14 protein-coding genes are annotated in these 13,511 nt (G+C 39.0%); 2 read left to right on the top strand and 12 right to left on the bottom strand.

The genetic code is table 11. The annotated features are described in order from the left end of the window. Window positions 1–51: 51 nt before the first annotated feature. The 7 genes from trxB to B2W36_RS08400 all read right to left on the bottom strand — a co-directional run bounded on the left by trxB (window position 52) and on the right by B2W36_RS08400 (window position 6,994). Window positions 52–1,008 carry a thioredoxin-disulfide reductase gene (gene trxB, locus B2W36_RS08430; protein ID WP_293881426.1) on the bottom strand — a complete coding sequence of 319 codons (957 nt, stop codon included), beginning with the start codon at window positions 1,006–1,008 and terminating at the stop codon, window positions 52–54. 28 nt (window positions 1,009–1,036) lie between these two features. Then, the gene (locus B2W36_RS08425; RefSeq protein WP_293881424.1) at window positions 1,037–1,990 is read right to left on the bottom strand and encodes a 3'-5' exonuclease; all 954 of its coding nucleotides are present in this window, start codon (window positions 1,988–1,990) and stop codon (window positions 1,037–1,039) included. Window positions 1,991–2,061: 71 nt separating this feature from the next. Then, entirely contained in the window at window positions 2,062–3,381 is a 1,320-nt protein-coding gene (locus tag B2W36_RS08420; RefSeq protein ID WP_293887421.1) for a M16 family metallopeptidase, read from the bottom strand. Beyond that, window positions 3,371–4,630 carry a M16 family metallopeptidase gene (locus B2W36_RS08415; RefSeq protein WP_293887419.1) on the bottom strand — a complete coding sequence of 420 codons (1,260 nt, stop codon included), beginning with the start codon at window positions 4,628–4,630 and terminating at the stop codon, window positions 3,371–3,373. The genes B2W36_RS08420 and B2W36_RS08415 overlap by 11 nt, the downstream gene beginning before the upstream one ends. A 19-nt stretch (window positions 4,631–4,649) precedes the next feature. After that, window positions 4,650–5,546, bottom strand: coding sequence for an oxygen-dependent coproporphyrinogen oxidase (hemF, locus tag B2W36_RS08410; RefSeq protein ID WP_293887417.1), 897 nt, complete (start codon window positions 5,544–5,546; stop codon window positions 4,650–4,652). A gap of 19 nt (window positions 5,547–5,565) precedes the next feature. Further along, window positions 5,566–6,570, bottom strand: coding sequence for an NAD(P)H-dependent glycerol-3-phosphate dehydrogenase (locus B2W36_RS08405; RefSeq protein ID WP_293881416.1), 1,005 nt, complete (start codon window positions 6,568–6,570; stop codon window positions 5,566–5,568). 88 nt (window positions 6,571–6,658) lie between these two features. Next, window positions 6,659–6,994 carry a Rieske (2Fe-2S) protein gene (locus B2W36_RS08400; RefSeq protein ID WP_293881414.1) on the bottom strand — a complete coding sequence of 112 codons (336 nt, stop codon included), beginning with the start codon at window positions 6,992–6,994 and terminating at the stop codon, window positions 6,659–6,661. A 68-nt stretch (window positions 6,995–7,062) separates the two neighbouring features. Between B2W36_RS08400 and ychF the strand changes: the two genes are divergently transcribed. Continuing rightward, complete coding sequence (ychF, locus tag B2W36_RS08395) at window positions 7,063–8,163, top strand: redox-regulated ATPase YchF (RefSeq protein ID WP_293887415.1); 1,101 nt, start codon at window positions 7,063–7,065, stop codon at window positions 8,161–8,163. A 292-nt stretch (window positions 8,164–8,455) separates the two neighbouring features. On the opposite strand, the gene B2W36_RS08390 is transcribed toward ychF, so the two are convergent. Beyond that, window positions 8,456–8,752: a YgaP family membrane protein gene (locus B2W36_RS08390; protein ID WP_293881408.1), complete on the bottom strand. Its 297-nt coding sequence runs from the start codon at window positions 8,750–8,752 to the stop codon at window positions 8,456–8,458. Between the two features lie 130 nt (window positions 8,753–8,882). On the opposite strand from B2W36_RS08390, the gene B2W36_RS08385 reads away from it, so the two are divergent. Then, on the top strand, window positions 8,883–9,728 hold the full coding sequence (locus tag B2W36_RS08385) for an ATP cone domain-containing protein (protein ID WP_293887414.1): 846 nt from the start codon (window positions 8,883–8,885) through the stop codon (window positions 9,726–9,728). Between the two features lie 36 nt (window positions 9,729–9,764). Here the strand turns inward: B2W36_RS08385 and ispE are convergent, their stop codons facing one another. The 4 genes from ispE to B2W36_RS08365 form a co-directional block, all read right to left on the bottom strand. Further along, complete coding sequence (gene ispE / locus B2W36_RS08380) at window positions 9,765–10,580, bottom strand: 4-(cytidine 5'-diphospho)-2-C-methyl-D-erythritol kinase (RefSeq protein ID WP_293887413.1); 816 nt, start codon at window positions 10,578–10,580, stop codon at window positions 9,765–9,767. Between the two features lie 30 nt (window positions 10,581–10,610). After that, window positions 10,611–11,138 carry an adenine phosphoribosyltransferase gene (locus B2W36_RS08375; RefSeq protein ID WP_293881402.1) on the bottom strand — a complete coding sequence of 176 codons (528 nt, stop codon included), beginning with the start codon at window positions 11,136–11,138 and terminating at the stop codon, window positions 10,611–10,613. Then, window positions 11,125–12,087 carry a helix-hairpin-helix domain-containing protein gene (locus B2W36_RS08370; RefSeq protein ID WP_293887411.1) on the bottom strand — a complete coding sequence of 321 codons (963 nt, stop codon included), beginning with the start codon at window positions 12,085–12,087 and terminating at the stop codon, window positions 11,125–11,127. The genes B2W36_RS08375 and B2W36_RS08370 overlap by 14 nt, the downstream gene beginning before the upstream one ends. A gap of 108 nt (window positions 12,088–12,195) precedes the next feature. Next, on the bottom strand, window positions 12,196–13,500 hold the full coding sequence (locus B2W36_RS08365; protein WP_293887409.1) for an efflux RND transporter periplasmic adaptor subunit: 1,305 nt from the start codon (window positions 13,498–13,500) through the stop codon (window positions 12,196–12,198). Window positions 13,501–13,511 lie beyond the last annotated feature (11 nt).

The following is a 13,511-nucleotide window of genomic DNA, read 5'->3' as shown; positions in this document are numbered from 1 at the left end:
AGACTTTTTCAGTGCCCTCCTTGACGCAGGCTTCTTTTTATTTTAATTTGATTATTCGCCGCTTTCTTTAGCCGCTAGATATCTTTCAGCTTCCAAAGCTGCCATACAACCTGTACCCGCAGCGGTGATAGCCTGACGGAAGACATTGTCCTGAACGTCTCCACAAGCAAACACTCCTGGTATATTTGTCGCAGTACTATCTGGTTTGGTGATCAAATAGCCTGTTTCATCCATATCCAATACTCCCGTAAAAAGATCCGTATTGGGCTTGTGCCCTATTGCAACAAAGAATCCTGTCACTTCTATGTCTTTTTCAGATTGATCCTTATTGTTAATAACGCGAATTCCAGTTACCACCTGACCATCTCCTAAAACCTCTTTTGCCTCAGAATTGTAATGCACTTCGATATTGGGCGTATTCATCACACGGTGAACCATTGCTTTAGAAGCACGGAACTCATCTCGGCGCACTAACATATGTACTTTTGAGCATAATTTTGCGAGATATGTAGCTTCTTCTGCGGCGGTATCTCCAGCACCAACAATAGCAACTTCCTGGTTTTTAAAGAAAAATCCATCGCAAACGGCACATGCAGAAACACCAAAACCATTATATTTTTGTTCAGATTCCAGACCTAACCATTTTGCGGTTGCTCCCGTTGCGATAATCACTGTATCGGCGGTAACTTGTACAGTTCCGTCGATTTCGACACGGTGTACGGTCCCTGTAAAATCGACTTTTGTAACATATCCAAAACGAACTGAAGTACCAAAGCGCTCAGCTTGTTCACGTAGATCTTCCATCATCACCGGCCCCGTAATACCTTTTGGATAACCTGGAAAATTGTCCACTTCAGTGGTTTGTGTCAATTGCCCTCCCGGAACAATACCGGTATAAACTACTGGTTTCATATCCGCACGTGCCGCATAAATCGCTGCAGTATAGCCTGCTGGCCCCGAACCAATAATCAAACACTGTATATGCTCAACTTCTTGTTTGAATTCCATAATACTTTTTCTAAGCTATTAATTAAAGTTATTTTTTAAATTTATCTTGCAATCCTTTCAACATGTCCAAGGAAATGCTCTGTGGCGCCTCCTCATTTTGTTTGTTGAACTCTTTTTTCGCAAGTTTTTTATCTTCCGCTGAATGAGCTACAGCCGCTTTAGCTTTTTGCTCGTTCTTCTCCTTTTTGTACCTATTCCAGATATTTTCTAGCACTTTTTTGGTATACAATGGAAAATCTCCATTTTGCATCCAAGCATAGTAGCTCGGCTCCTGCTCAAATACCTCCACAATTGGTTTTCCTTTGTGTTTTCCAAAATTGATCGTTTCCAACCCGTCGGCATTGTAAACAAGACGTCCGGCAAAATCCACCGGCTTACTTAAATTTGTAAATGCATGTAAAGCTTCCACATCGTTGACGACTGGATGAGACACCACACCATGTTTATCTTCAAAAGCCGCACCTTCATACTTCGTCAACTGCGCTTTCAAAACTTCGTAAGTTGCGCGTACATCCGCTTCAGCAGTATGTGCATTTTCGAGGTTTTCATTGCAATAAAACTTGTAGGCAGCTTTCAAGGTCCTTTGTTCCATTTGATGAAAGATATTTTGAACATCCACAAATGCCCTACCCTCCAATGAAAAGTCAACACCAGCCCGTAAAAACTCCTCCATCAACATTGGCACATCAAACTTATTGGAGTTATAACCCGCTAAATCTCCATCCGCAATAAAAGCAGCTAGTTCTACTGCTATTGCTTTAAAATTAGGAGCGTCTTTCACATCCTCATCATAGATGCCATGGAAAAAAGAGGATTCCGCCGGAATAGGTATTTCGGGATTAATCTTCTTAGTATAGACTGTTTCTTCCCCACTGGGCATCACTTTCAGAAATGACACTTCAACAATACGATCGGACGCCACATTAACGCCTGTAGTTTCCAAATCGAAAAATACCAATGGCCTTTTTAATTTTAATTCCATGCTGGATAGTTCACTTTTTTATCAAAAACCAAAAATACAAAGTAGTATTCGATTTTTGTAGTCTAAGAAATTTAATTTACAACCGCTTGATGAACTGGTTCTTCCTGGCTTATTTTACCAACAACAACTTTCACCATTGCGTTAAAGTCCAAATATTTATTGGCAATATCATACACCTTCTCAGGCGACATATTTCTAATCTGATCCATATAATAGGAATAATATGTTAACGTCATCTCATTTAACAATACACTTTTAAACTTATCGGCATGCGAAAAGATACTTTCCAATGATCCTAACATCGAACCTTCCATATAGGTTTTAACAAGATTCACCTCCTCTTCAGAGGCCAATTTTGCTTTTAACAAGTTGATCTCTTTTTCAATCTCTTCCAAAGTCGCTTGCGTTACATCCACCCCAACTTCGGTTACAATGGTCATAAACCCTGTATGTTTGAGGGTAGCAACGGCCGAACCAATACTATAGGTATAGCCTTTTTCTTCTCGAATATTCCGCATGAGACGAGAACCAAAAAAGCCTCCTAACAGGGTATTAACAAACTGTAGTGCAGGATAATCAGGATGTGTTCTTGAAATGGTTTGACAACCTAAGCGAATCGACGACTGCAAGGCGCTATCTTTCTCCTCATAGGCTAGTTCAGAGGAACCTTGAATCAACACAGGTTTTTCTACGGAAATCAAAGGCGCCCCGTACCACTCCTCTCCAAAAATCTGCTCGAGTTCTTGCAAAAGCTCATCGGAAACGTTTCCAGAAACAATTAACGTGCAATTGCCAGGTACAATTTCTTTCCGGTACAACTCCATTAATTGCATGCGCGTAATCGTGTCATAATCTTCTAGCTTCGGCGTCCGTCCATAGCGATTACCCGTACCGAAGATCAGGTTATAGAATTTACGCCGCGCCAGATAATCATTTTTCTGAATAGAAACTTGAAACTTCTGTTTGTTGTTACGTAAATAGGTATCCAGCTCCTGCTGTGGTATCGATGCCTCCGTAAGAATATCTTTTACAAGAGGTAGAAGTACTTGACTATGTCTATTCAAAGTATAAAGGGATAGAGAAGTCACGTCAAAAGAGTATTCAGGAACTAGAAATGCTCCATAAAAATCCACTTTATCCGCAATCTCTGCACTGGACATTGAGTTGGTCCCCTCTTTAAGTAAAGCACTTAAAGCACTATTTAACAAAGGGTTCTCTGTCTGTCCATCAAGATAGGCATTGTCAAAAATCCATTCGATACGCACCAACTCTTGCTCAGGCGACTGGAAAATATAAACTGGCAAACCGTTTCCAAATTGTTTCTTTATCGGTTCTTTTAAACTGATGTTTCCAATTTCACGAAACACAGGTCCTTGCGTTCTATCCAACATATATAGCCTCCTCCATTTTTGATTTATATAGTAATATCGAAGCATTCTCGGGTCTAAAAATTGCTTGTGCCTGGCGTTGAACCTCCTCGGCACTTACCAATAGGTATTTCGAGACCTCAGTGTTGATACCATCTGCATCGCCTAGCAACTCATGGTAAGCTAAATTCATTGCTTTATCCAAAATGGACAACTCCGCAAAGACATTGGTCGATTCGATTTTATTTTTCACCTTTTCCAATTCCTTCATAGGTACTAATTCGGATTTTATAATCTCCAATTCAGACCACACCGCCCGCTCAGCTTCGTCAAGCGAAACGCCCGCAGTTGGCTTCCCTTCTATAACAAAAAGGTTACTATCTATGCTTCCCATCACATAAGCATTTATCTCACTAAATAACTGCCCCTCTTTAACCAACCGTCGATACAAACGAGAAGAAGAACCTCGAGATAAAATATCTGATAAAAGATCCATGGCAAAATAACCTTCTTCCAATCGTGCTGGCCCGTGAAATGCCATGTAGAGTGCATCAAGAGGTACCTCTGCCCAAATAGTTTCACGCCGCATTTCCTGCTGTTCTGGTTCTTTCGGCAATTGACGATTATATTTTATACCAGGTTCAATATCACCAAACCATTTTTGGGTTAAAAACTTAACTTCTTCAAAATGTACATCACCAGAAACAACCATTATTGCATTCTGCGGATTGTAATGTAATTTGAAAAACGCTTTCACATCTTCCATTGTAGCTTCTTCGATATGACTCAATTCCTTGCCGATCGTTGCCCAGCGATACGGATGTACCTGATAAGCTAAGGGTCGCAACTTAAGCCATGCATCCCCATAAGGTTGATTCAAGTAACGCTGCTTAAACTCTTCGATCACTACATTCCGTTGTACTTCGAGACTTTGTGCTGAAAAAGCCAAACTCAACATCCGGTCCGACTCTAACCACAACGCTGTCTCTAGATTTGATGAGGGCAATGTGATGTAATAATTGGTGATATCGTTGCTTGTGAAAGCATTATTCTCTCCTCCAACTTTTTGCAATTCAGTATCAAAATTAGGAATATTGATACTTCCACCAAACATCAGGTGCTCAAATAAATGGGCGAATCCGGTTTGCTCTGGCGACTCGTCCCGTGCACCCACATCGTATAACATGTTGACACAAGCCATAGCCGTATTGTGGTCCTCGTGAACCAAAACACGGAGCCCGTTTTCTAATATAAATTTTTGATAAGAAACCATCTAATTTTTTTCGGCGTTTTTAAATCCAGTTAATACCTTTTCGTAATAAAGATAAGGTCTTGGCTTCTTCGGAGCCGGCTTCAGGACGATAATCATATGCCCAATTGGCTTGGGCTGGTAAACTCATCAATATCGACTCTATACGTCCATTCGTTTCTAACCCAAATTTAGTACCCGAGTCCCATACAAGGTTAAATTCTACATAACGACCGCGACGTATTAGCTGCCAGTTTTTTTGTTGTTCGGTAAAAGTTTTATGCTGGTTCTTTTCAACTAGTGTTGTGTAGGTCGGCGCAAAAGTGCGGCCGAGATCACATGAAAAAGCAAAAATCTCATCCATACTAAGCCCTGTATTTTCAGTATTTAACTTGTCATAAAAGACACCGCCCACACCGCGCGTTTCTTGTCGATGACGAATATAGAAATAGTCGTCGGCCCATTTCTTAAATTTACCGTAAAATGTATTATCGTGCTTATCGCATACCGCCTTTAGTTGTTGATGGAAATAACGGGCATCTGTTTCATCAACATAGTGCGGTGTCAGGTCTATTCCTCCGCCGAACCAACGAATCTGATCGTTTAGCTCAAAATAGCGAATATTCATGTGTATAATCGGCACCAATGGATTATTGGGATGAATCACAATCGAGACACCTGTAGCAAAAAAGTCATCTTCATTTACTCCGAACGATGTTTTAAGCGTTTCAGGCAACTTCCCATAGACAGCAGAAAAATTAACCCCGCCTTTTTCTAAAATACGACCATTTTGAATAATTCTAGTACGACCGCCCCCGCCGCCTTCTCTCTCCCACAGCTCCTCTTCAAAACGCGCCGATCCATCTAATTCTTCCAGCGCCCGGCATATTTCATCCTGAATTTCTTTATAAGCTAAAGCAATTGCTTCTTTTTTTATCATCTATTTTCTTACAAAATTTTTATGTTAATTTTTCGCTCAAAGCTTGAATAATTTTAGACGAAGGAAGATGCTCATATAAAATTTGATGTACAGCATCACATATAGGCAATTCAACATCATATTTTTTGGCGTATTCCTGAATACAAGCAGAAGCATAATACCCTTCAGCTACCATATTCATTTCTAATTGCGCGGACTGTACGCTATACCCTTTTCCGATCATATTGCCAAAAGTCCTATTTCTGCTGAACTGAGAATAAGCTGTTACTAAAAGATCTCCCAAATAGGCCGATGTATTTACATCACGTGAGGTATCACCATCCACTTTGCCAACAAACCGCCGCATTTCTCGGATTGCATTGGACACCAATACAGCCTGAAAATTATCACCATAGCCTAATCCATGACAAATACCTCCAGCCAAAGCATAAATATTTTTTAATACTGCTCCAAACTCAATTCCAAGTACATCGACAGACAAAATGGTTTTGATAACACGTGAGGATAAAAACGAGGCCACCAAAGCCGCACTATCTAGATTTTTACATCCGAAAGTTAAATAAGACAATTTACCTAAGGCCACCTCCTCGGCATGGCAAGGACCTCCCACCACACAGATCTGGTCTATATTAACCGAATAGCGCTGCTCCAAAAACTCACCGATAATCAAATTATCTTTAGGAATAATCCCTTTGATAGCCGAAACAACAATTTTATCACTGAAGTCTTCCTTGGTGACATTTGCTAATGCATCTTTCAAATAAGCAGCGGGAGTATTCAAAATCACTATATCTGAATTCGCAATCACATTTTTCGCATCAGTATCAATCGTAGTAATGTTAAGGTCAACTGATACGCTGCTCAAATACGTAGGATTATGCTTAAACTTCTGGATGTATTCTGCGTCCTCCCCTTTTCTAACCCACCAAAAAATATGTTTATCTTGGTCATTTTCGCATAGCATCTTGATCATAGCTGTAGCCCAGCTTCCGCTACCAATTATACCAATCTTTTTCCCCTGCATGTCTTTAATTTGTTTTCGGAAGCAAATATACTTATTTACTGGCTAGATATACGATTCACGCGGCGAGATATGATATTTTCGTTACTTTCTAAGTAAATAAACCTTTCCAAAAACCGATCTCCAACCCAACAAAATACTCGTTATCCTCCATTTTTATAGGATATACATGTATAAAATTATGCTGTTCCGGATTCCCCTTTCCCGTCGCAAGGTCGAATTCATGGCGATGAAAAGGACAGATTATTTTTCCTCGCTCACACCAGCCATTTTTCAACATGGCGCCAGCATGTGGACATTTTCGAGAGAAAGCATAGATTTGATTTTCGAACCAAGTAATACAAATAATTTTCCCTCCGAATTTATGCTCGCTAACACCATGTTTTTTTAGAATTTCGGCGTGTTCAATTTTGTACCAATGAACCATGTGACAAGATAGCTAAAAATTACAGTGAATTTTCTATCTTTGTGGAATTTCAAAAATTTGCACTATATATGGCTTTACAATGCGGTATCGTGGGTTTACCAAACGTCGGTAAATCAACATTATTTAACTGTTTGTCGAACGCGAAAGCGCAGGCAGCAAACTTTCCATTTTGTACAATTGAACCAAATGTTGGGGTTATTACCGTACCGGATGCCCGTCTTAATAAATTAGCTGAATTAGTCAACCCACAACGAATTGTTCCAAATACAATAGAAATCGTCGATATCGCCGGTCTTGTTAAAGGAGCATCAAAAGGGGAAGGCTTAGGCAACCAGTTCCTAGGAAACATTCGTACGACAAATGCGATTATACATGTTTTAAGATGTTTTGACGATGGTAATGTCATTCACGTCGATGGTTCTGTAGACCCTATCAGAGATAAAGAAATCATCGACACTGAACTACAACTTAAGGATCTGGATACGGTTGTAAAACGTATTCAAAAGGTTGAGAAAATGGCCAAAACAGGTGGGGATAAGGATGCAAAAAGAACATTTGATATATTATCAATTGTGAAAGATCATCTCGAAGCCGGAAAATCTGCACGTACGGCAGCGATCGACGAGGAAGATTTCGAGTTTATACAGGATCTAGCGCTGTTGACAGCCAAACCTGTACTTTACGTATGCAACGTGGACGAAGGATCAGTCAATACAGGAAATGCTTATGTAGAACGGGTTAAAGAGGCTGTTAAAGACGAAAAAGCTGAAGTATTGGTGATTTCTGCGCAGATCGAATCAGAAATTGCTCAACTGGAAAGCTATGAAGAACGCAAGATGTTCTTGGACGATCTAGGTTTGGAAGAATCTGGTGTGCACAAGTTGATCCGTGCTGCGTATTCTCTCTTAAATTTAGCGACGTATTTTACAGCTGGCGTACAGGAGGTTCGTGCGTGGACAATCGAAAATGGCTTTACAGCTCCTCAAGCTGCCGGTGTTATACATACCGATTTCGAAAAGGGATTTATCCGTGCTGAGGTAATCAAGTACTACGATTTCGTCACACTCGGATCGGAGAGTGCAGTGAAGGAAGCTGGAAAATTATCCGTAGAAGGAAAAACATATATTGTCCAAGATGGTGATATAATGCACTTCCGCTTCAACGTGTAATGCGCATGCGTTTTAGAGTCAAAAAACAAAAATAGGCAGTAAANNTTTACTGCCTATTTTTGTTTTTATCACCCCACCTTTACAAAAGGTATTATTTCACACTACACGGCAAGCTAATCGAATGTACATTCGCGCACGTCTGATGGAGCATTATACCATACACCCAAATTTATACCACCTTAAGGCGATATCGACCATGTTACCATAATTTGAAAACGCGCTTACATGACCGCTAAAATTCTGTCATGCGTATCTAAATAGCTTAATTGGGATGAGCTTCGATAAACACTGGCTATTTTACAAAATAGCGATGTTCAATTACCTCCACTTTTTTGATGTCCTTGTCTTCCAAAACTTTTTTCACATCACAATGACCAGTCACTCCTCGGTAAATTAAAACTCCGCCAAGTGTTAATCCAGAAAATCCCGTCAATGGCGATTTGATTAGTTTTTTGACACCCATACCTAAAATAAAGCCCCCTGCAATGACCGATAAAACCCGTTCAGAGGTACCAATATTTTCTTCGATGCAATCGTCTTCTATTTTCGTCTTGATCTTGTCAAATGCAAATGTTAGTAGGTTACTCATAATTCTCTATGTTTTAAGTATATTATCATATAAACAAATGACAGTCCAAAAAAGTTTAAGAATAGGATATAGATTTTATGTTGTTTCTCCAACAACAACTCTTATATTCGTATTTAGAAATTTCAAACACATGCAAATCAAAAAATATTCAGGTGAAATAGTACCTTTCAACGGTGAAGCTTTACGCAAATCGCTTAATCGTTCTGGTGCCAATGCGGATGAGGTCAATCAAGTTTACGATAAGGTTCTCAACGAAATATATGATGGAATTTCAACTAGAGAGCTCTATCAGCTTGCATTTGACACTTTGAAAACTGTTCGAGCCTCCTATGCAGCTCGCTATAGTTTAAAGAAGGCACTTCGAGAACTCGGACCAGAGGGCTTTTATTTCGAAAAATACATTGCGCACCTTTTACAGTCAATGGGCTACAAAAGCACGACCGGACAAACCGTGCAAGGGCATGCTGTTTCACATGAATTAGATGTCGTAGCATATAAAGATGGAAAATTAATTACTGCAGAATGCAAGTTTCGCAATGATATTGACGCTAGAATTTCGGTGACAACTCCGATGTATTACCTGTCCAGATTTAAAGATATCAGCAATATCAATTATCAGTTCTTTGGAAAACAGCTGCAGTTTCATGAAGGATGGCTAATCACAAATGCGTACTTTACCTCCGATTCGATTGATTTTGCCAAATACTATCAAATTAACTTGTTATCGTGGGATTATCCCAAAGATAATAGTATTAAAAAAAGAGTAGACAAAGCTGTCTTCTATCCGATTACATGCCTAACAACACTTTCTGACACTGAAGAGCAGCAACTACTCAAAAACCAGCTAATTTTGGTAAAAGACCTTGTCAACAATCCTGAAAAACTTGACCTCTTAAACCTCGCAAGAGAGCGTAAAGAAAAAGTTTTAAATGAGGCTCATGAACTCTTGAACTACAAAGTGGAAGAAGAGTATTAGGAAATCTCACATTAAATACATGGAATGCGGCAGTAACTAAATCTTGGAGGGATGATATATTTTACCATACCTAACAAATTCGCTTAAATCAGTCTTATCCCAAAATATACCATAAATAGCCGCTCCTGATCCAGACATGGAAGCATACACTGCACCTTTTTGATATAAAGCTTCTTTAATTTCCTTCAACAATGGATAACGCTCAAATATACCATCCTCAAAATCATTCCGAATGTGAAACTTCCATTCCTGAATAGGAAGACGTATTGCTTCTTCCAAATTAATTTCGGGTATCTTAGGTTGTACACCTGCATAGGCTTCAGCAGTGGAAATATGGATATTAGGCATGATTACCGCAATATGATAGGCATCAAGGTTCAAATCCAAAGGCTTAAAATCACTACCTATACCTGTTGCAAAAACTGGATTATTCGCAACAAAAAAAGGACAGTCGGCTCCAAGTCTGGCCGCATAACCTTCTAGCTGCTCATTGCTGAGATTCAGGTGGAAAAGCGTATTAAGTCCCTTTAACACAAAAGATGCATCTGCAGAACCTCCACCCAATCCCGCTCCAATTGGAATTTGTTTGATCAAATCGATCGAAACACTTGAAATATCATGATCCTCTTTTAGCAATAGAAAAGCTCTTAAACAAAGATTGTCAACACGATTTCCTGGAATATGTTCTCCTTGCATATTTAATATAGTTTCCGCCGAGTCAATCTCTAATAGTTCGATAATGTCGTAAATTGGCAACGGGTAAAGAACACTATTCAGCTCGTGATAGCCATCTGGGCGCCTCGCAATTACTTGCAGTCCAATATTTATTTTTGCGTTTGCAAAAAGTATCATTTGAGTTTATCTAGATTCTATATTTCAAAATTAATAGCTCACCAATGAATAGATGTTGTCGCTAAACCTGGATAATCTACCTTTCGCTTTTAAAAAGTCTAAAGAGATAATAAAGCTATAAGCGACAATCTCTCCTCCCAATGTTTCAATAAGCTTACTAGCTGCAACAACTGTTCCGCCTGTAGCCAACAGATCATCATGAACCAATATTCGGCTTCCTTTTTTGAATGCATCTTCATGAATTTCAATCGTCGCCTGACCATATTCCAGTGCATAAGACTCAGATACTGTCTTAAAAGGTAATTTGCCTTGCTTTCTAATTGGAATAAAAGGTAAGCCTAATCTGTTTGCCAGTAAAAAACCAAATAGAAATCCACGGCTCTCAATTCCAGCAATCGCATCGATCTCTACACCTTGTAATTGATCAACAATCGAATCAATCATTTCACTGCACAGTGCCGCATCTTTCAATAAAGGTGTGATATCTTTAAACACAATACCAGGTTTAGGAAAATCCACAATATCCCGGATTTCCAGTTTCAATTTATCTTGAATCATTTTCAAATATTAAATAAGGTGCGATCTTGGCAATAGCTAAATCTGAAAGCGTTCCTATTTTTGTCAGATCCTCTATATTAACATAATTTCCATGCTGATCCCGATAATTAATGATCAGTTTCGCATCTTTGGCGCTAAGATACGGATGTTTGGCCAATGAAGCTGCATCGACCTTATTAATATTGATTTTTTTGATTTCATCTAAACTTGACACAACAATATAGTCTTTAATGAGATCATAAGTTTCTGCTGGAACACCATAAACTTCTTTTAACTGTTCAATACGGCAGAATCCTCCCAGTACATCTTTATATTTCAGAATGCGTTTGGACAGAACTGAACCTATCCCTTTAAGAGTCATCAAAGCCGTAGTGTCACAGGTATTTATATCAATAAGTTCAGCTGTATTCCTTTCGAATTTATCATACAACAAAGACGTTCTTTTTTGCTGTTTGGTTATTGCCGTATCGGGAATTGTTTTTATGCGGATATAGGGTTCCAGTCGCCTGTAAAGTCGATCATTAATGGAATAGATTTTTTTTAGATCGGTCTTTTGTCTAAATCGTCCTCCTTTATTTTCGTAGTTTTTCAATACCGCAATCTGTTTATCAGAAAGCCCCAATTTATGCCAATCGGCATGCGGTAAATCATTTGGGTCGAAGTAGAATAGTTTACTATCATCCAAAACAGTATTTGGATTTACTGACAACTCTCTTTCATTATTAGTTAAATAGGCTGAATTTCCCACCTCTTGTTTTGTCGAACTTGAGAGCTCAAGAGAGTCATGAAAGGATTGTTCAAATAGCTTGGCCTGATTTGGAATTGTATCAATTGTGTTGCTTTTAAGCAAGGCATAGATTGTGAAAAACAATACGATAATCACCAAAATTATGAAAAACCCATTTTGCTCTGTTTTATTAAATTTAAAATACGTCAATAGCCTCTTCATAAGCCGCTGATAATTGGGTTTTTAAATTTAATAAATTATAAGGAAAATAAAAAGGAGGTTATTAAAATTAAAAACCTCCTTTTCAACAGTTATTATCTACAAAGAGATTTACAATTTAGATTTATCCACTTTCTCCACTTGGCTACCATTCTTTAAAGTCTTTGAAATGGCATCAAATGGTCTAGAAACAACCTCATCTCCTTTTTTTAATCCAGAAATGACTATGATGTTTTTATCATCTTGAATCCCTGTTTTCACTAAAACTTGTTTAACCGCTTTATCTTTTAAAACAAATACATACTCTTCAACTTTCTTATTGGTAGTTGTAGAATCTTTGTCATCAGAGCGTACAGTCACCGATTGAATGGGAACGACCAATCCTCTAGCATGTTTTGTAAATATCTGAACAGTTGCAGAAAGCCCCGGTTTAAATGGAGACGCAACATTCTCTATCATCAAATCCTGATAAGATTCTGCACTGATACGAACCTTTACATTAAAATTTGTCACCTGGTCAGTCGACGACGTGGACGCAGTGGTTGTTGCTATGTTTTTAGATGAACTAGCAATTTCGGTCACTACGCCTTTAAACTTTCTGTCCTTAAAAGCATCAACTTCGATCTCAGCTTGATTGCCTACTCTTACATTATTGATGTCATTTTCATTTACATCAACATTCACCTCCATAGAACTCATATTGGCTATGCGCATAATTTCCGTACCTGCCATCTGTGCCGTACCCACCACACGTTCTCCTTTTTCGATAGATAAAAGTGATATGATGCCGTCAGAGGGCGCATAAATGGTCGTTCGATTTAAATTGTCCTGCGCTTCCTTTACCGACGCTTGCGATTGGTCAATACCATATTTCGTAGAACGTACTGTTTCTCGCTGCGCCTGAATAGACGCCTGTGCAGCGAAATATTCAGCTGAACTTTTATCCATCTCCGCCGCAGAAATAACACGCTTTTCAAAAAGTTCCTGATTCCGTTTATATGTAGCGGCAACATTCTTAAAGTTCTCTTCCTGTTGTTTTAATTGTTGTTGTGCAGCTGCAAGATTAGCGCGCTGTGAATTCATAGCTGCTACAGACCGATCATAGCCAGACTGCAAGATATCGGGTTTTATGCGGCAGAGAACTTGCCCCTTTTTAACTAAATCGCCTTCTTTTATATTAAGTTCAACCACCTCGCCTGACACTTCGGAACTTAACTTCACCTCCACCTCCGGTTGAATTTTTCCACTTGCGGAAACTAACTCATCGACATCCACTTCCTTTACCACATCCACGGCGACTTTAGTAATATCTCCTTTACCAAACCATCCGACTTTAAAACCGATAAAGCCAAGGATTGCCAGGAGTACGACAATGATCAATATAATTTTTCCTATGCTACGTTTTTTCTTTGCCATTTCTTTTGTTG

This window comes from Sphingobacterium sp. UBA3549 (assembly GCF_002376635.1).
Taxonomy (GTDB): Bacteria; Bacteroidota; Bacteroidia; order Sphingobacteriales; family Sphingobacteriaceae; genus Sphingobacterium.
This window is presented reverse-complemented; position numbering and strand designations above follow the sequence as displayed.